The following is a 19,281-nucleotide window of genomic DNA, read 5'->3' on the forward strand; positions in this document are numbered from 1 at the left end:
GGCAATCAAGTATAAAAGCCAAAAACGCCTTTTTATTCCTGCTTTTATTTAAATATTCCTAAAAGATTTAGAAGAAAACCGAGAAAATGTCTCAACCAATTTGTCGCAAAGCCAAGTATTCGGCCACCAGCGTCCAACAATGGGCTTCACATTCCCAGCGCATCTGAAACAATGGAGAAATTGCCATACGGTACAATAACGGATTTTCGTAAGCCGTTAACAAACCCGCAATGAAGAAATAAAAACCCTCAAAATCAGCGCTCGAAACGGGAATTCGGGCTTCGGGCACTCCTTTTATCCCCAACCTCATCAATGATGTTTTTAGGCAAATTTCGTCTAATATCGACAGCGGTTTTTGCAGAAGATGCTGAGTATCAGTAATTAGTTTTTCGCGAATAGGCTCTAATTCCGAAATAACAAACGCCCCCATCAAGCGCGCAACGTGGTAAATAATGGGCACCGTACGCGGATACTGATGCGCACATCTGAAGGGCTGATTCAAGTAACGGTCGGTTTCAATCACCAACCGGATATACTTCAAGCTGTCTGTATCATGCTGATTGATAGGTAGATTATACTCATAAATACAATATAGAACATTGGCCAAAACACAGGCGTCAAACTCGATGTACATGTTTTTACCAAACCACGTTGAATATCCTTTCAGTGGCTGGTATTCGGGATAAGTATTTTGAATGAATTGCTTTGTACCGTTGGCGTGCAAACTCAATTTTTCTTTCAGCCAAAGCACCTCCTCCCGTGTGGGTGCCGAAGTGAGATAAATCATGGCTGTGTCGTCGGTATCGTCAGGAATTCGAAAATGCTCAAAATGCCGAAATACATGGCCGTTCGGGAAATGTTTGGAAGGCGTTGTTTTCCAGAAATTGTAGGTTTTGAGGCCATCTTTGTTCCGAAATTTCGGGTAATTCTGAACGCCCTTTTGCGCAATTTCATCCACCACTCGTTGACTCACCGCCGAAAGAAACGGTTTTAGTTTTTGCAGCGTAAACACAATCACCGCCGTAAAAAACACCGTCGTATCGGGGCGTTGGTATCCAATCAGGCGATTGGTTCGCTGCGCTGGAAATAATCCTTCGTCAAAACACCCCTCTCCTCTCGACTGCAAGGCCGCAATCCGCGCTATGGTTTCATCCAATACATTCATTCTAAAAATTTCAAGCTACGAATATCGTAAAACATTTTCTGTTCAAAGAAATCAGCAGATAGTTATGCTGTAAATCAACCAATTAAAAATTTGGCACGAATGTTGTACATAGCCTTTTATACCAACCTTAATCCCATAAGTTGTTATGAAGAAAATATACACTCTTGTCATTGGGTTACTCGTAACGGGCATGAGTTTTGCCCAACAAAGTTTTATTTTATCACACATTGACCACCGAGGTTTTGTGAATTTTTCGGGCGGCACCAGCATTCCCGTCAAATCTTTGATGAAAGCAGCCCCCAACGCATCTTCTGAAATCAGTGCTTTGCGAGGCTCTTCCATGCAAGTATCAGCGGGGTACCGTCTTACGCGGCGGATAGGAATTATGGGGTCTTTTACCAACTGCCTTAACCAAACAAGCACGCTCAAACTCGTTGAAAATATACAAAAAAGCCATCCGGGCGGCACATGGACTTCTTCCGGCGGCACGTGGAGCTGTTCGCATTTTTTGGCAGGGCCTTACATGACCTTCAAAGCAGGTATTTGGATGTTTGACGCCCGCGTTACGGGAGGTTATTCATGGATTCAGCGTCCCTTCACTGAGCTGAAAGGAACGTTTTTTGACGTTCCGCTGACCATCAAAACCGCCCAGAGCCGCAACGGCTCGTTTTCGGTAGGAAGCGGCGCAAGCGTTCGTTGTAAAATCACGCGCAATTTTGCCCTTGCTGTCCATGCCGACTACGTGAGCACCAAAGCGTCTTTCAACGACATTACCAGTACTTTAACCATTGGCAAAGACAAAGGCGACGAAAAAATCAGCGAAGTACACCCTATCGGCTTACTGAGTATCGGCGGTGGACTGAGCTTGTTATTCTAAGCTAGAAAGTGCTGAAAATTTAACGATATTACAAAAACAGGGCGGTTGAAGCAAAATCTTCAACCGCCCTGTTTTTGTATAAAATCTTCTCAACGCTGGATGGTACATTTGACAAACGAGCTCGGTTGCCAGCCTTTTTTCCAACCCGTTTTGGGGAGGGATTTACGCGCGGTTTTCAATAATCCCTCCGCGCTAGACTGCATTGGCACATACCGTTGGGTCAAATCACTGGCCGACGAATCTTTCAATTTCATTTCAACATTGGTCCAATTAAATTCCACAAAATTCAGGAATTGCTGAACCGAAGCCCGGAGCTTGGCATCTTGGTCGTACCGAAAGGCCGTCACATAGACAGAACGGCCGTCGGGCAAACCCACGGAGGTGTGCGTTTGTAAGAAATTATTACCCGAAAAATTTTTAAACTCGTAGCGCTCTCCCGTCGACACTTTATTCACATCCACAAAATTTTCTTGTGGAAAATACCAGTTAAATTTCCAAAGAATATTGGTCGCTTTGCAGGACTCTACAATAAAGCCGTTATAAAGCGGAGTATCATTTTTAAACTTATTTTCGCGACTTTCAAACGTCGCCTGCGTGCCCGCTTCCTGCGTGATGGACCCGATTTTGCAGTTTCCCATCGCAAACGTCACCCCTGTGCCTTTGGCCAAATGAAGTCTGTCGATGGTCAAATCCGAACCCAAAGGTTGCACATAATTCTTCTTAGCGGGGATTCGGCACACAAATGTACCGATACGGTGCCGCCCGTCGGGCACATCGGGATAATTAAAATAATACCCGTCGCCATAAAGCTTTAGCCGAACGTCAGTTTCTACCTCGTCAAACACCGCTCCCGTAATGGCTTTATTGAGCCACAACACCGTCATTTCGTTCATCACCGACTCACTCATAAACGCCGAATTGGTATTTTTGACCAACATTTTTTTGATACGAAAACTACTTTTCGGACTTCGATAGGAGGTCCAAGTGTGCTTAGAGCCTACCCAAGAAAGGTTTTTTTTCAGCATATTCGGATAGGCCACCGCATCGGCTACTCCTGGCTTTCGTAATACGTTTTCCATCACATAGTTGTCGATACGTACGTTATTGATGGCCTGCGTGTACAGCACAATAGCGCAAGAGTACTTGGCATACAGGTGTTTAACGTACAAACTATCCTTGCGTTTATGAACGGCAGGGTCTACTTGGTTTTCAAAGGTGAACGTATAAAAAGGCTTCTCGATGGGCGCATCTCCCCACACTTCTTTGTCCTGCTGCGCATACAAAGAATCAATGATAACGGCTCGGTGGGCGCCCCGCACGTTGACACCCCACACCGCAAAATCATCTTTTTGTAGATTCAGGCAATTAAACCCGTTGATTTCGCGAAAAGCTTTGACCCGTATTCGGTCATAACCGCTGTCACGTTCTTGGTCGCGGGTAAAGATATTTATCGCACACATTGGGATATTTCTAAACGTAACCGACCCGATAGTTAATCGCGATTTGGGGTTATTGGCGGGGGCCGTGATTTGCAGAAACGCCTCCCCGCCTTCGTTCATCGGATTGGCAATTTTAAGATTTGACGTATTTCCATCAAGGGTTAACGAACCTCCTAACGTCAACTCTTGAATATCTTCCAATTGAAGCACTTTGATTCTGGTAAGCCCATTTTGGGCTTTTAAAACGGTATTCTCGAAGTAAAAACGCAACCTCTTGGGATTGACCAGTTGCTTAGGCGTAATGGTAATCGGAGCAATGGTGTAGGTTTTGGCCGTAAAATTCACTCGGTCGCAAGCTGCTAAGGCCCACACCAAACCCTCATTGATGGGGGCTGAGGGATTGTCGAGAAACCAGTCAATATTTACACCATCTTCATACTCAAACACCCGTTTATATCGGCCTTTGATGGCCCGATTGGCGCTTTCCAGCACCGTACCACCGTTGGGATTAGACTCATTATCCGTGGCGTCGTACCTCCAATCACCTTGTTTTCCAGCATCAGTTACGCGATAGATTTTGTTAGAGGAGGGGTTTTTCAAGGTTATTAATCCACGCAGCGTTATGGATTCTGTTTGCGCCGAACCCACAAGTGCAGACAGTAAGAAGCAAAAAGTGTAAAAAGTCGATTTAGGCATGTGCATACAGGTGATTCTGCTTATTAACTCCGAATGGCCCAAATATCGTTTATGCTTTTAGGAAAACCTTGCTTAAAAACCTAAAATAAATAAACATTCCAAGTAGCGGAGTGAATGTCCCTTCAAATGTATTTGAGGGGTTAAAAGGCGACAAAAAGATGATTGATAGAAAATGTGTTATTGAAATCTAGCTAATTTTTTCTTTGTAAAATACCAAAACAATAGCACTTTTGACTATTTTGGGTATTTTCGTCCCGAAGGCTAAAAAACCATGCGACTACGAATATTACTTCTTTTGATATGTATAGGTTGGGGCTGTCAAACGCCCACCGAAAAAAAAAACTATACCATTGGTTTTTCGCAATGTACAGGCGGGGATGAGTGGCGGCGGGTCATGCTCAACGACATGAAACGCGAACTGGCCCTTTACCCTCATTTTCAGCTACTGTACAAAGACGCCGCCAACAGCACAGCTACCCAATTGGCCCAAATAAAGGAACTGGTACGGCAAGACATTGACTTACTTATTATTTCGCCCAACGAAACCTCCGCCGTTTTAACGGCTGCCATTGATGAAGTTTTCCAAAAAGGCATTCCTGTGATATTGCTCGACCGCAAAATCACCTCCGACTCTTACAATTCTTTCATCGGGGCCGATAACCTTGAAATCGGCCGTATGGTGGGAGAGGCAGTTCCTACGCTCCTGAAAAACGGCGGCAAAGTGGTTGAAATATGGGGACTTGCGAGCTCATCGCCCGCGCAGGAACGCCACAAGGGGTTGCTGGAAGGCATTGCCAAAACCCCCAAGATTCAGATTAGTGGCCAATTGTACGGACAATGGGAACAGGATACCGCCCGAAAAGTAGCATTGGCAAATCTTGAGACACTTCGTGAAGCTGATTTGGTTTTTGCGCACAACGACGTCATGGCGCTGAGTGTTCAACGCGTCTGCCAAGAAGCGGGCATCAATCCATTGCCGCTTTTTGTGGGCATCGATGGACTCCCTGGTCCCAAAAGCGGTTTACAAAGAATCATGGATGGTACCCTTACGGCCACGTTTTTGTATCCAACTGGCGGGGAGGAAGCCATCGAGGTCGCCGCCCAAATCTTGGCTGGAAAAGCCACCAAACGCGAATATCTATTGAATTCCATTCGGATTGACCGCAGCAACATTAAAGCCATCAAAGCCCAAAGCGACAAGTTGTTACACCAACAACAAGACATCGAAAAACTCAACCAACGTATCGGTCAACTAAACGATACTTACGCCAGTCAAAAAAATGCGCTGTATGTCATCATTACCTGTTTGATATTGGCGGTATTGTTGGGAATTTGGGCAATGTATTTGTTGAGAGCCAAGCAGTTGTCCAACAAAAAACTGGAACTCCAGAATCGACAAATCAACGAGCAAAAAGATAAAATTGAGGAGGTTTCCAACAAAGCCCGTCAGGCAACGGAAGAGAAACTTCGCTTTTATTCGTACATCTCCCATGAGTTTCGGACGCCGTTGAGTTTGATTCTTACGCCTGTGGAAGACTTACTGATTCAAAAAGCCATTTCACAAAAAGACCTTAAATCGGGTTTGCTGTACATCCAGAAAAACGCGCATCGGTTGCTACGACTGGTAGACCAGATGCTCGACCTCCGCAAAACCGACGCTGGCAAGCAACTTCTTTTGGCATCGGAACAGGATATTGTACAATTCCTCCGAGACATCGTGACGGATTTTCAGCAGAAAGCCCACAAATCCAAAATTGATTTGCAATTTATCTCTTCAACTGCGCTGCTTCCCCTTTGGTTTGACGCCGAAAAGCTCGACAAAGTGTTGTTCAATCTGCTTTCCAACGCCTTCAAATACACGCCCAAAGGTGGTTTTATCCACGTAGTATTGCAGGAAACCACTGAAAACGTGCAAATTATTATCAAAGACAACGGTGAGGGCATGTCAGAAACTGAACGGGAGCGCGCCTTTGATTTGTATTTCAGCGGACAAAAAAAATACAGCCTCGGCACCGGACTCGGGTTGGCTTTGTCGCGGGAGTTTGTGCATTTACACCACGGCGAAATTGAAGTTGCTTCCACCAAAAACGAAGGGACGACATTCGCCATTTCGTTACCCAAAGGAGATACCCATTTGATGCCTGATGAAAAGGCGCTTTTGGACAAAACCGAGCGTCCAACTCCTACCTTTTTTGAAGAAACCGAAGTGGTGCCCCACACGCCAACCGCGGAGGTTTCTGGCGAAACAACCACCGTTGTATTGATTGAAGACAATACCGATTTGAGTTATTACATAGTCGACAAATTGGCCAAAACAGTCTCTGTCAAGTCATTTACTACTGCTGAGCGCGGTTGGGAAGGGATTTTAGCGATGATTCCGGATCTGATTATTTGCGACGTAATGCTGCCCGGCATGGATGGATTTGAACTGACCCAACGCGTCAAAGAAGATTTCCGAACGTCGCACATTCCTGTTTTGATGCTTACCGCAAAAAGCCAAATCGACGCCAAAATCGAAGGCTCAAAAGCGGGTGCCGACGTGTATTTGACCAAGCCTTTCAACACAATGCACCTGACCGAAACCATCAAAACCATGCTCAACAACCGCGCCAAGATTCAGCGGCGGTTCAGTTCAGAATACGTATTTGCCAACGAAAACAAAACCGAAAAACGCTTTCTCAACGAACTCACGGCGCGCATTGAAGCGCACATTGCCGATACAGAATTTGGGGTCGAAAAATTAAGCACCGACATGGGCATGTCGCGGGTGCAGTTGTACCGCAAAGTGCACGCGCTGTTGCAGATGAACGTCAACGATTACATTACCGAAATCCGAATCAACAAAGCCAAAGCGCTCCTGCGCGACACCAACAAGAGCATTGCCGACGTTGCCTACGAAACAGGCTTCAACTCCGCCGCCTATTTCACCACGCTCTTCCGCCAAAAACAACACCAAACCCCTTCAGAATTTAGGAAAGGCGTTGGGGTTTGAGAACCCTAAGCATCGGTTATGAGTAACCGACGCCACGGTCGTGAGCGCCGTTAGGCCGTCGCACCGCTGTGGGTGTTTTCTCACCAACTATTTCGCCCCACCTCCTCTTACCTCGTCCTTTAGGGCGTCAGCCCCGTTGTTGGTGTTTTTTCACCAACAACTTGTTTCTGCTTCGGTAAGCCGGCAGGTAAAACACCGGCAAAAACAACATTCCAAAGGCTTCATGGCTGCCACCTCCTTCTCCGGCATGTACGATTTTTGAAAATGGATGTAACATTTCTGAAATAAAATCACACAAGGCCTAAATCAACATTTTGACAATCAATCACTTATCTATTGTACGAAATTTATAAGTATTTGAAAGAATACCAAAATCCAATGTACTGACCCTGTCCTACTTTTGACTCATTCAATCGCCACGGCGAATCTACAAGTTCTAAATCTTTCACACGAATGAGTCGTCAGCACAGCATCTTCTTTTGGTCCATCACTGCCGCATTGGGTGGTTTTTTATTCGGGTTTGATACAGCCGTTATCTCGGGTGTGGAGCAAACCCTCCAACGGCTTTGGTCGCTCACTCCTTTCCAACACGGCCTCACCGTTTCCATCGCCTTAATCGGAACCGTGGTAGGGTCGTTTTTTGGCGGCATTCCTGCCGACCGCCTCGGGCGCAAAAAGACGTTATTTTGGATCGCGGTTTCGTATTTGCTCTCAGCGCTTGGCACAGCCCTAGCCCACGATTGGAGTTTGTTTTTGGTGTTCCGTTTTTTGGGTGGTTTGGGCGTGGGCGCTTCGTCGGTGGCGGCGCCGATGTACATCACCGAAATCTCACCGGCCCGGTCTCGCGGCAAAATGGTGGCGCTGTTTCAATTCAATGTCGTGTTCGGAATTCTGATTGCCTACATTTCCAATTATTTCCTGAAAGACATCCCGCAGGAAGCATGGCGCTGGATGTTGGGCGTGCAGGCATTTCCAGCGTTGTTGTTTATCATTACGGTGCTCAACATTCCCGAAAGTCCGCGTTGGTTAGTCTTAAAGAAAGGCAAAACCGCCGAGGCCTTGTCTATTCTTCAAATCATTGACCCCGAAACGGCTACCCAAACGCTTGAGCGCATTTCCAATAGCCAAATTGACACCACTCAACGCAAACCACAACTTTTTTCAGGCAAGTACAAAACGCCCGTGATGTTGGCGGTGCTGTTTGCCCTTTTCAACCAACTTTCGGGCATCAACGCCATTATCTACTACGCACCACGCATTTTTGAAATGACGGGTTTGGGCAAAGATTCGGCCTTGCTTTCTTCGGCGGGCATTGGGTTGACCAATTTGGTTTTCACGCTGTTGGCCCTGAATGTCATTGACCGTTTCGGTCGTCGTAAGTTGATGCTCATTGGCTCCGTGGGCTTGATTGTTACACTAGGTTTAGTGGCTCGCGCCTTTTATTTAGAAGATTTCGGCATGACCGTTCCCGTGTTGCTTTTTGTGTACATCGCTTTTTTTGCCTTCTCTCAGGGAGCGGTGATTTGGGTGTTTATTTCGGAAATATTCCCCAACGAAGTACGCGCCAACGGTCAGGCACTCGGCAGTTTTACGCACTGGATTATGGCGGCCGTTGTAGCCTTCAGTTTCCCGTCTATTGCGGCTTATTTGGGCGGCGGCAATACGTTTCTGTTCTTCTCTGGCATGATGCTACTCCAACTGCTTTTTGTCTGGAAAATCATGCCCGAAACCAAAGGCTCTTCGCTCGAAAAAATCGAACCTACCGTTTTTGCTCACTAAGACTTTAATCCTACTACCAATATGAAAACCAACATTATTTGTTTTGGAGAAATGCTTTGGGATGTGTTACCCACGGGAAAACAGCCTGGTGGAGCGCCGATGAACGTCGCCGTTCACCTCAAAAATCTAGGCCATAACCCTCAGATGATCAGCCGCATCGGCCACGATGAATTAGGCAAGGAACTCCTCGACTTTATTGAAGAAAAAGGACTGACTACCGACTTGATTCAACAGGGCGAAACGCATCTGACGGGCGTGGTCAAAGCCAACGTCAGCGACAAAAACGAAGTAACCTATAAGATTGTGCAGCCCGTGGCTTGGGATTATATCCAATGCGATGACGCCCTCGAAACCACCGTAGCCAATGCCGATGTATTTGTGTACGGTAGCTTGGCCGCTCGCAGTGCGGCGTCGGCCGATACGCTTTTTCGATTGCTCAAAAAAGCACGTTTCAAGGTTTTTGACATCAATCTGCGCGCTCCGCATTATGACCAAAACACCCTTGAACAACTCTTGCGCGCTGCCGATATGGTCAAGATGAACGCCAACGAGCTAGATATGCTGGCTGCATGGTACGCGCCCAATGCCGACGAACAAACCGCCATCATCACCTTGGCTGAAACCTTTGATATTCAAACCATTTGCGTAACCAAAGGCGAGCACGGAGCTGTGTTGTGGACGGGTGGAAAATTCTACCAAAGTGCAGGCTTTCAGGTCGATGTCCAAGACACCATCGGTAGTGGAGATTCGTTTTTGGCCGCCTTGCTCACCTGTCTGTTAGAAGGTCAGTCGCCTGCCGACGGCTTACAGTTTGCCTGCGCTATGGGCTCGTTGGTTGCCACGTATCGCGGTGCTACGCCTTTTGTTACTGCTTCCGAAATTCATTCTTTTCTCACCCCCCAAATACAATAACAATCTACTATGAACACTAAAATTCTCTACTTAACCAAGATGAAGCATTATCTTCCGGTCATCGCAGCGTGGTTGCTTTCGCTGCAAATCGTCTTGGCGCAACGCGTCGTAACGGGTAGCGTTATGGGCGAAGACAACAACGAGCCACTCGTAGGAGCCAGCATTCTGGTTGCTGGTACCACCATCGGAACTACCGCCAATGGCGAAGGTAAATTCTCAATTTCAGTGCCCGACAACGCCACCACGCTCAAAGTTTCGTTCATCGGTTACACCACCAAAGAGGTTTCAATTACTGGAATCAGCACTATAACCGTCAGCCTCACTCCCGGCGGCGCCCTCGGCGAAGTCGTGGTGGTGGGCTACACTACACAGCGCAAAGAAGACTTGACAGGCTCGGTAGCGGTGGTTGAATTGGCCCCCATCAAAAACAACAGCTCAGGCAACCCCATGCAATCTCTGCAAGGACGTGTACCGGGCTTGTACATCGAAAGAGATGGCTCACCAAATGGTTCCAACAACCGAATTTTGATTCGCGGGGCTAATACTTTGGGAAACAACGACCCACTTTACGTCATTGACGGGATTCCGACTACTCGCCCCGAAGTGTTCCAAAACATGAACCCAGCCAACATCGAATCTATTCAGGTGTTGAAAGATGCCTCGGCCGAATCCATCTACGGAGCGCGCGCTTCCAACGGCGTGATTATCGTCACCACCAAAAACGGCGGTAATACCAACGGAAAAATCGAATTTCAGTTCAACAGCAGCGTATCGGCACAATCGGAAAAATCAATGCGCTTCAAAATGCTGAACGCCGTCGACAGAGGACGGGCTTTGTGGCAGGCATCGGTCAATGACGGCCAAGACCCCGCGGCAGGTTACGGAGAAATTTATGATTTTAACTGGAACAAAAACTTTAGTAATCCAGTACTAACGGGCGTAACAGTGAAGCCCTTCGTGGGTGGTGACCCCAATACACCCGCCGGTGATACCGATTGGCAGGATGTGATGTACAAAACGGGCATCGTGACCAGAAATGATTTTACGGCTTCTTACGGCACCAAAACCTCCTCACTCGAAGTAAACTTGGGACACCTCAAGAATACAGGTATGCTGCGGTTTACCAACTACGACCGTTTGAGTGGCAGCATCAATGCCCTCACCCGCGCTTTTGACGACAAAGTGCGCTTTGGCATCAACTTACGCATCGCCAATTCCAACGAAACACTCACGGCCACCGACTTAGGCGGTGCTTCCACCACTTCATTGGCCGTTACGTTAGTTCCGACCATTCCTGTTTTCCAAAAAGACGGGGTTACTTATGCGGGGGCTTCTGGAGCAGGCTATTCTGACCGTAACAACCCACTCCACATGCAGGACATTGCCAAGTGGAACAACGCCAATCGTTTGAGCACCTTCGGGAATATTTTTGTAGAAATTCAACCCATCAAAAACCTGTTTTTCAAATCAAATTTGGGAGCAGATGATGCACGTTTTTTGAATAAAGTAATCACGCCAACCTTTTCGGAAGGAGCGTTTAACCGAACCACCAACAGCTTATTCTTTGACCAAAATCGCTATTTGAGTACTACTTGGTCCAACACATTGCGGTATAATTGGGACCTGAACGACAAAAATCACTTTAAGTTTTTGGTTGGTACTGAGTACATCAAAACGGATTTGAACTTCCAAACCACCAAAAAAGAAGGATTTGCCCTGCAAACCGAAGATTATTTTACGCTGAACGCCGGCACGGGCAACACTACCGTAACGGGCGGCTCAACCGGCCACCGTTTGCTGTCGCAGTTTGCGCGGGTTGATTATAATTTTTCGGATAAATACTTAGTGGCGGTCACTATCCGCCGCGACGGTTCGTCGCGTTTCGGTACCGACAACCGCTACGGTATTTTCCCAGCGGCTTCGTTGGGTTGGAGAATCGATCAAGAAGAGTTCATGAAAAACAACAGTCTGTTTTCAGAACTGAAAGTAAGAATCGGCGCTGGGCGCGTTGGAAATCAACTCATTGGCGACTTGGCTCGTTTCGGATTGTTTGATACCCGCTACGGCACCACACAGGCTCAGTTGGGGGGTGGATTTTGGGAGCAATACATGAACATCGGCACGGCCTATGCTTTATCAGGCGCTAATACAGGCACATTGCCTTCTGGCTTCGTCCAAACCCAAGCCGCCAATTCGGCACTAAAATGGGAAACCACCGACGAAATCAACGTCGGAACTGACTTTGCCATTTTGAACAATCGCATCTTTGGTTCATTTGATTATTTTACCCGTAAAACTTCGGGCATTTTGATTACCCCTCCCGTTGCTTCCGCGCTTGGCGAAGGACAGTCAAAAGCCGTAAATGGGGCCTCAAAATCAAACAAAGGCTGGGAATTTGTGCTGGGCTATCGCGGCGTAACACAACAGGATTTGAAATACAACGTTGTGGCAAACTTCACCCACTTTAGAGATAAAATCACTGAATTGCCTGAGAACGTACGCCCCGCCTACGCCGGAAACCTCGTCAATACCATCATCGGTCACTCTCAATTTGACATCTTTGGTTACAAAACCGACGGATTGTTCCAATCACAATCGGAAGTAGACGCCGCTCCCGCGCAAGTAGGTGCTGGCCCGGGCCGAATCCGTTATGTAGATATCAACAATGACAACAGAATCGACGATTTGGACAGAACTTGGATTGGTACTACCCTGCCCGCATTGGAGTACGGGTTGCGGGTTGATTTGACCTACAAAAAATTTGACCTGTCTCTCTTCGGTTCAGGCGTAGCTGGCCGCAAAGGTTTTGATGTTTATACGCTGTTCAATAATTTAATGAAAGGACGTGAGAACGTAGGCCCTGGCGTATTTGATGCCTGGACACCCCAAAATACCAACACCAATGTTCCCGCTTTGACCCTGAAAGATAACAACGGCGAAGGACGCACCTCTGACTACTTCATCGTCAATACGTCTTATTTTAAAATGCGTAACATTCAATTGGGTTACAGCATTAACGCCAAAGGGGTCTTTACCCGACTGCGAGTATTCGCCATGGCCGAAAACTTGTTTTGGTTCAAAAGCAAAAACTACTTAAGCCCTGACCCTGAGCGCATTGACCTTGGACCTGTGCCTATTCCAAAAACGTTCACTTTCGGTGTTAACGCGTCATTTTAATACATTCTAATTAGAGCAAACATGAAAAAGAAACTATTCTCCACTATATTTATTTCGGGAGTGTTGGCGTTCAGCTCCTGCGAAAATGCCCTTGATTACACTCCTACGGGCGTATTGTCGTCCTCTGACCTCACCTCGCCCACAGCCATTGACGGCTTGGTGACCTCCGCCTACGCCGCCATCGGCAATGGCGACATGATTGGACCTATTTATAGCAATTGGGTGTACGGCAGTGTCCGCTCCGACGACACCTATAAAGGCGGCGGCGGTACGGGCGACGTGGGTGAAATCGACGCCCTTGAGCACTACAATTTGGTCACGCCTACCATGGGTGCGTTCGTAACCCGTACGTGGCAAAACCTGTTTAAATCCATTTCGAGATGTAACGTGGCCCTGCGTGCGGTCAATACCCTGACGGAAGCCAATTTCCCTAACAAAAAAATACGGTTGGCGGAGTTGCGCTTTTTGAGAGCACACAGCTATTTCACCATGAAGCTGCTGTACAAAAACATCCCAATTTTTGACGAAACGGCCACCGAAGCGGATATTTTAAAGGTTTCCAATACCCTGACCAATGAAGAATCATGGAACAAAATTGCCACTGATTTCCAGTTTGCCATTGACAACTTACCCACGTCGCAGGCAGAATTGGGAAGAGCCAATAAACTATCGGCGCAGGCATATTTGGCCAAACTGAGATTGTATCAAGCTTACGAGCAGGATAATAACCACAAAGTGACCAATATTAACAAAGGCCGCTTGCAGGAAGTAGTAGCACTGACGCAGGCCGTGATTTCTTCCGGAAAATACAGTTTGAGCAAAGACATTGCCGACAATTTTATTCCCGAAACCGAAAACGGCCCGGAGTCTATTTTTGCCATTCAGTTCACCGTCAATGACGGCACCACTGCGGGCCGCATGAGCTACGAAGACGGATTGAATTACCCACACGGCGCGCCTCAATACGGCTGCTGCGGGTTTCACGCAGGAAGCCAGAATTTGGTCAATGCCCACACCACCGATGCCAACGGACTGCCCAATTTTGATACTTTCAACAACAAACCCGCCGATTTGGCCACCCAAACCGTTGACCCACGCCTCGACCATACCGTAGGCATTGACGGGCACGTGTACAAATACGACAACACTAAGTTGTTCAGCAACAGTTGGGTACGCGACCCGGGCGTGTATGGTAATTTTCACACCATGCGCTTTCAGCAATTGGCCACGAGCGGGTCGTATTTCAAACTCGGTCCATTTATGGGAACCGCTAAAAACTACGATATTCTTCGCTACGACGACGTATTGCTGATGCAGGCCGAGGCCTATATCCAGTTGGGTCAGCCCGCCAACGCGTTGCCGCTAATTAACCAAATCAGAGAAAGAGCCGCTGCCAGTACCAGCCGCCTCAAAAAACTCGACGGGACATTTGCTTCAAAGTACAACGTAAAACCCTATTCGGCCACGGGCTGGACGCAGGAGTTTGCTTTCAAAGCCTTGCAATGGGAACGCCGTTTGGAGTTTGCAACCGAAGGTGCTCGCTTCTTTGACTTGGTTCGTTGGGGCATTGCCGAATCTACGCTCAATACCTATATCGCCAAAGAGAAAGTGAGCAGAACGTACTTGGCAACGGCGAAATTTACCGCTGGCCGGGATGAGTACTTACCCATTCCACAGGCTGAAATAACCTTTACCAACGGGCTTTATAAGCAAAATCCAGGGTATTAAAAGTCAAATACTGATAGCTTAGAAACACATGAAAGAAATGGTAGTGGTTATATCTTACTGCTACCATTCTTATTGTAAACAGGTACATTTGGAAACTTTTTAATGACACATACGAATGAAAAAAATAGCGCCTTGTCTGTTGTTTCTCCTTTTCTCAGTGGCTTGTTTTGCACAAAACAAACCACAAGATTATCGCCCGCAGTATCACTATACCGCGCCAAAAAATTGGGTAAATGACCCCAACGGAATGGTATATCTTGACGGCGAGTACCATTTGTTTTACCAATATAACCCTTTCGGGAATGTGTGGGGACACATGAGCTGGGGACATGCCGTGAGCAAAGACCTCAAAAACTGGGAAACGCTCCCCGTGGCCCTGCCCGAATTTGACAACGCCGACGGAACCCAAACCATGATTTTTTCGGGTTGTACCGTCATCGACAGCATGAATACATCGGGCTTTTTTGAGAAAGGCTTTACCAAAGGAATGGTGGCGATTTTTACGTCGCATATTGAAGGCAAAGCCCAACACCAGAGTATCGCGTATAGCGCCGACAAAGGCAGAACCTGGAAACGTTACGACAAAAATCCCGTGTTGGATTTAGGCATGAAGGATTTCCGCGACCCTAACGTGATTTGGTATCCCGAAAAACAAGTCTGGATTATGGCCGTCGTAAAGCCACTGGAATACATGGCTCAATTTTATGAATCTAAAGACCTGAAAAAGTGGACTTTATTGAGCGAATTCGGCAAGCAGGGCGACATGACCAAAATCTGGGAATGCCCCTCCCTGACCAAAGTACCCGTGGAAGGAACCAATGAAACCAAGTGGGTTTTGATGGTTTCGAGCGGCCACCGCCAAAAGGACTATTTGGCCATGCAGTATTTTGTGGGTGATTTTGACGGAAAAACCTTCACTCCTCAAAAACAAAATGAAATTCTGTACGTGGACGAAGGCAAGGATTTTTACGCGGCCATCCCCTTCCAAAACTTGCCAAAATCGCACGCCAAACCCGTCATGATTGGTTGGATAAACGATTGGGAATACGCCCGCGAAATCCCCACGGGCGACACGTGGCGGGGTGGGTTTTCGGTGGCCAGAGAGTTCTCCCTGAAAAAAACAGCCGATGGACTCCGACTCGTTCAACAGCCCATTATTCAACTTAAAAGTGCCCAAAAAGAGGTATTCAGCGTTAAAAACAAGGTGGTTGATGGCACGTATGAACTGCCGTTCAAGGGCGAAGTGTTTGATTTGACGCTGGAAATTCAGCCACAACAGGCCAAGGTGGTTACGCTCAATGTATTCCAAAGCCAAGACGAATCTACGGCCATTCGCTACGATGCCAACACGCAGGAATTATCCCTCGACCGCACACGCTCGGGTCAAGTGAATTTTCATCCGAGGTTTTCGAGCGTGGAACGTGTAAAAGTACCATTGAAGGATGGGAAGCTTAAAATCAGGCTATTAGCCGATAAGTCAATCCTTGAGTTATTCGCGCAGGACGGCGAGCAAGCCCTGACTGAATGGGTTTTCCCCACAAAACACGAAGGCGGAATCACGTTGACGTCGGAAGGTGGAAAAGCAAAAATAACGACCCTTTCGGTTCATACTGTTCATTAAATAACGTCGGTTTATAACGTCGGCGAGGTTTTGAACCGGGGCGCGCAGCTCTCGCCGACGTTATTACTGTTTTCTTAGCCTTTTGTGCGGTACAATGTACCGTTTTCAATGACGTAGAGTGTGTTATCCATGGCAATAATGCGCGTTACTGCGCTCAGAAGGCCTTTTTCGCCTACTTGCTCATAGTTTCCGTTTTTATCAGTTCTGAAAAGCGTTCCGTCAGCTTCCACACTCCACAAAAAGCCACGGTCGGCCACCATTGCGATGGTATTTTCCCAATCTCCCACCTTGCCTACCTGCTGCCAGCGCAGGGTTTTCATGTTGCTTTTATAAAGTGTACCTTTTTCGACCGTCCACAGGTGCCCGTCCATGGCCTCTAGCATTTCGGCATCGGTAAACTCCCCATCATTACCGATTTGTCGCCAAGTGCCGTCTTTGGAGGTTTCGTAAAGCGTTCCGCTGGTTTCTATACTATAAAGCTTGCCATTCAGCCCTACCATTCCTTGCGTATCTTTCCAGTCGCCCGTTTTGCCCACCTGCCGCCAAACTGCCTTTGAAGGAATCGTCTGGTAAAGAGAGCCATCTTCAATGGTCCAAATTTCGTTGTCCAACGACACCAGCAGGTCGGCATTATCAAATAACCCTTTATCGCCAAGCTGTCGGTAATTTCCCTGTTTATCGGTTTGAAACAGCGTCCCGTCTTTTTCAATGCTGTATAAGTAGCCGCCCATGCCTACAACACCAATGGTATTTGCCCAATCTCCTTTTTTACCTACCTGTTCCCATCGTTGGGCGTTCAGAAGTAGAGGGGATAAAAATGCCGTACAAACCAAGGTGACGAGTAATAATTTTTCCATTTTCATTCAACGTATTTTTTAAGTGTTCGGCTCAAAAGTACTACAATTCGGTATAATTTATCGGCTCTTAAGATTTTAGTATTTTGGGCCATAAAACGAACATTTTAGGTTAATTTTCAATACAAAAATCAATAACATTCAAAAAAATAAAAATATTTTTATATTTATGTAAGGAGTTCTAACCTCCCAACTTGTCTTAGTAGTAGATTACGGAAAGGTATATTAATCCTTCAGCAATATTACCCTCAGGCACAAACGATGGAGCAGGCGTACAACGAACCTTACGAAGAGCGAAACCCAAAAACCTTGGGTACTCCTTCCATTCCGCTTAACCCAGCCAACCCACATCTCAAAACCGCTTTTGAGTTGGATGATGAGTTGTTTATCCGCAAAACGCTGGAGGCCAACCTACGACTTGGGGTAGAGTTACTGTACAAACGCTATTACCAACCGATGTGCACGCACGCGGTGAAGTTTGTCGGCTCGCGCGAAATTGCCGAGGACTTGGTTTCTGAGATTTTCTTTCAGTTTTACGCCAACAAGACGTTTCTGGAAATTGATTCTTCTTACCGTCTGTATTTGTTTCGTACGGTGCGAAATCGGGCGTATAACCATCTCCGTTGGGATTTGAGCCGCAAAGCCGACATCGGCGAAGCCGCCCAAAAACCCATTCTTGACGAGCAGCAACCCGACCAAATCAGTCAGTTTGAGGAATTATATCACGACGTCGAAGAGGCCGTCAACAAGCTACCTCTCGAACGGCGGCGGATTTATCTGATGCAAAAATTTGAAGGTAAAAAGTACCGTGAAATCGCCGACGAACTCAATCTATCCGTCAAGACTGTTGATGTACAGCTCACCCGCGCCAACCAGTACATTCGAAATCTTTTGAAAGACAAGTGGTTGCTCTCACTGTTCGCCTTCTTTACGGGTATTTTTCACTGATTTTTTATGTAGAACTCCTCGCTTGTAAGGAACAAAAAACGATTCTTGTCGGGTCACAAAAGAAAGCATCAATGAACGCAGAAATCAACAAAGAATTCATATTCAACTATTTGTCAGGAAAAACATCCGCTTTACAAAAACAAATGGTTGACGAGTGGGTCAAACAACCCGCCAATGAAGAGCTGTTTTATAAATGGCTGGTCGAGTACGAATACCAACGTCCTCAATATTTGACAAGCTTGCCCGAAGCCATTGAGCGGTTTCATGCCTACGCCGAACAATTTGACCAAAATCCGTCTCTTGTTTTTCCTACGGAAGAGCCCCCGCTTCCTACCCGGCGACATTTCGGGTTATGGATGCTGGCAGCCTGTCTGATTGGAGGGCTGTTGGTCGGCAGTTGGGTGTTCAGAAATAATATCATGTATCAAACCCACAGCACCGCGTTTGGTGAAACCAAATCGCTGGAGCTCAGCGATCAGACCAAAGTGACACTCAACGCAAATTCATCTTTGCGGGTACCGCGTTTTGGTTTTGGGGCCAAAACCCGCGAAGTATTATTGACGGGAGAAGCCAATTTTGACGTAACACATACGCCTAACCATCAGAAGTTTATCGTCAAAACCAACAAAGGGTTTGAGGTTGTGGTGCTAGGTACAGAGTTTACGGTGTACTCGCGTCAGCAAACCGCCAAAGTGGTGCTCAATAAGGGTAAAGTGCAGTTGCGCTACCGCGAAGGCCAAACTCAAAAGCAGGTCATCATGAAACCCGGCGACTTGGTAACGCTCGACCAAAGTAATCACCTCCAACAGCAAGTAACTCCTCAACCCGAAAAATACGCTGCTTGGAAAGACCATCGCTTTGTATTTGATGATACTACGCTAGAAGAGTTTGCCAAAATAATGGATGAAAACTACGGGATTCAGGTCATTATCAAAGATGAAGTCCTTTCAAAACGCACCCTCGTCGGTTCTTTTCGCGCCGAAAACGCGGACGAATTACTCGGTATTGTCTCCGAAATTTTCAATATCAAAATTGTAAAAACGGGTAACACTGTGATTCTAACTGATAACCAATAGCCGCTAAACCGTTCTCT

12 protein-coding genes are annotated in these 19,281 nt (G+C 46.9%); 9 read left to right on the plus strand and 3 right to left on the minus strand.

The window, feature by feature from the left end; translation table 11 throughout:
* Nucleotides 1-91 precede the first annotated feature (91 nt).
* The gene (locus DVG78_RS15200) at nt 92-1,165 is read right to left on the minus strand and encodes a hypothetical protein (RefSeq protein WP_114461908.1); all 1,074 of its coding nucleotides are present in this window, start codon (nt 1,163-1,165) and stop codon (nt 92-94) included.
* Between the two features lie 145 nt (nt 1,166-1,310).
* Here DVG78_RS15200 and DVG78_RS15205 point away from each other — a divergent pair, with 145 nt between their 5' ends.
* A complete protein-coding gene (locus tag DVG78_RS15205; RefSeq protein WP_114461909.1) occupies nt 1,311-2,042 on the plus strand; it encodes a hypothetical protein in 732 nt (243 codons plus the stop codon).
* Between the two features lie 89 nt (nt 2,043-2,131).
* Here the strand turns inward: DVG78_RS15205 and DVG78_RS15210 are convergent, their stop codons facing one another.
* Nucleotides 2,132-4,081, minus strand: a complete 1,950-nt coding sequence (locus DVG78_RS15210; RefSeq protein ID WP_147277093.1) for a hypothetical protein — start codon at nt 4,079-4,081, stop codon at nt 2,132-2,134.
* A gap of 367 nt (nt 4,082-4,448) precedes the next feature.
* On the opposite strand from DVG78_RS15210, the gene DVG78_RS15215 reads away from it, so the two are divergent.
* The 6 genes from DVG78_RS15215 to DVG78_RS15240 all read left to right on the plus strand — a co-directional run bounded on the left by DVG78_RS15215 (nt 4,449) and on the right by DVG78_RS15240 (nt 16,386).
* Nucleotides 4,449-7,169, plus strand: a complete 2,721-nt coding sequence (locus DVG78_RS15215) for a substrate-binding domain-containing protein (RefSeq protein ID WP_114461911.1) — start codon at nt 4,449-4,451, stop codon at nt 7,167-7,169.
* Nucleotides 7,170-7,622: 453 nt separating this feature from the next.
* On the plus strand, nt 7,623-8,948 hold the full coding sequence (locus DVG78_RS15220) for a sugar porter family MFS transporter (protein ID WP_114461912.1): 1,326 nt from the start codon (nt 7,623-7,625) through the stop codon (nt 8,946-8,948).
* A gap of 21 nt (nt 8,949-8,969) precedes the next feature.
* Nucleotides 8,970-9,860 carry a carbohydrate kinase family protein gene (locus DVG78_RS15225; protein ID WP_114461913.1) on the plus strand — a complete coding sequence of 297 codons (891 nt, stop codon included), beginning with the start codon at nt 8,970-8,972 and terminating at the stop codon, nt 9,858-9,860.
* A gap of 9 nt (nt 9,861-9,869) precedes the next feature.
* Nucleotides 9,870-13,037: a SusC/RagA family TonB-linked outer membrane protein gene (locus tag DVG78_RS15230; RefSeq protein WP_114461914.1), complete on the plus strand. Its 3,168-nt coding sequence runs from the start codon at nt 9,870-9,872 to the stop codon at nt 13,035-13,037.
* Between the two features lie 21 nt (nt 13,038-13,058).
* Nucleotides 13,059-14,765 carry a RagB/SusD family nutrient uptake outer membrane protein gene (locus DVG78_RS15235; protein ID WP_114461915.1) on the plus strand — a complete coding sequence of 569 codons (1,707 nt, stop codon included), beginning with the start codon at nt 13,059-13,061 and terminating at the stop codon, nt 14,763-14,765.
* 115 nt (nt 14,766-14,880) lie between these two features.
* The gene (locus tag DVG78_RS15240) at nt 14,881-16,386 is read left to right on the plus strand and encodes a glycoside hydrolase family 32 protein (RefSeq protein WP_229598238.1); all 1,506 of its coding nucleotides are present in this window, start codon (nt 14,881-14,883) and stop codon (nt 16,384-16,386) included.
* A gap of 74 nt (nt 16,387-16,460) precedes the next feature.
* Here DVG78_RS15240 and DVG78_RS15245 read toward each other — a convergent pair whose 3' ends face one another.
* The gene (locus DVG78_RS15245) at nt 16,461-17,243 is read right to left on the minus strand and encodes a DUF6242 domain-containing protein (RefSeq protein ID WP_199563258.1); all 783 of its coding nucleotides are present in this window, start codon (nt 17,241-17,243) and stop codon (nt 16,461-16,463) included.
* Between the two features lie 258 nt (nt 17,244-17,501).
* Between DVG78_RS15245 and DVG78_RS15250 the strand changes: the two genes are divergently transcribed.
* Both DVG78_RS15250 and DVG78_RS15255 read left to right on the plus strand, forming a co-directional pair.
* Nucleotides 17,502-18,188 (plus strand): RNA polymerase sigma-70 factor, encoded by a 687-nt coding sequence (locus tag DVG78_RS15250; RefSeq protein WP_114461918.1) that lies wholly within the window; start codon nt 17,502-17,504, stop codon nt 18,186-18,188.
* 71 nt (nt 18,189-18,259) lie between these two features.
* Complete coding sequence (locus DVG78_RS15255) at nt 18,260-19,264, plus strand: FecR family protein (protein WP_114461919.1); 1,005 nt, start codon at nt 18,260-18,262, stop codon at nt 19,262-19,264.
* Nucleotides 19,265-19,281: the final 17 nt, after the last annotated feature.

Origin of the sequence: Runella aurantiaca, assembly GCF_003339505.1 — a bacterium.
Classification (GTDB): domain Bacteria; phylum Bacteroidota; class Bacteroidia; order Cytophagales; family Spirosomataceae; genus Runella; species Runella aurantiaca.

Bases quoted from the DNA above. Each gene is read 5' to 3' on its own strand.
- DVG78_RS15235 (WP_114461915.1), top strand. From the start codon at position 13,059: ATGAAAAAGAAACTATTCTCCACTATATTTATTTCGGGAGTGTTGGCG.
- DVG78_RS15205 (WP_114461909.1), top strand. From the start codon at position 1,311: ATGAAGAAAATATACACTCTTGTCATTGGGTTACTCGTAACGGGCATG.
- DVG78_RS15255 (WP_114461919.1), top strand. From the start codon at position 18,260: ATGAACGCAGAAATCAACAAAGAATTCATATTCAACTATTTGTCAGGA.
- DVG78_RS15250 (WP_114461918.1), top strand. From the start codon at position 17,502: ATGGAGCAGGCGTACAACGAACCTTACGAAGAGCGAAACCCAAAAACC.
- DVG78_RS15240 (WP_229598238.1), top strand. From the start codon at position 14,881: ATGAAAAAAATAGCGCCTTGTCTGTTGTTTCTCCTTTTCTCAGTGGCT.
- DVG78_RS15215 (WP_114461911.1), top strand. From the start codon at position 4,449: ATGCGACTACGAATATTACTTCTTTTGATATGTATAGGTTGGGGCTGT.
- DVG78_RS15225 (WP_114461913.1), top strand. From the start codon at position 8,970: ATGAAAACCAACATTATTTGTTTTGGAGAAATGCTTTGGGATGTGTTA.
- DVG78_RS15200 (WP_114461908.1), bottom strand. From the start codon at position 1,165: ATGAATGTATTGGATGAAACCATAGCGCGGATTGCGGCCTTGCAGTCG.
- DVG78_RS15220 (WP_114461912.1), top strand. From the start codon at position 7,623: ATGAGTCGTCAGCACAGCATCTTCTTTTGGTCCATCACTGCCGCATTG.
- DVG78_RS15245 (WP_199563258.1), bottom strand. From the start codon at position 17,243: ATGGAAAAATTATTACTCGTCACCTTGGTTTGTACGGCATTTTTATCC.
- DVG78_RS15230 (WP_114461914.1), top strand. From the start codon at position 9,870: ATGAACACTAAAATTCTCTACTTAACCAAGATGAAGCATTATCTTCCG.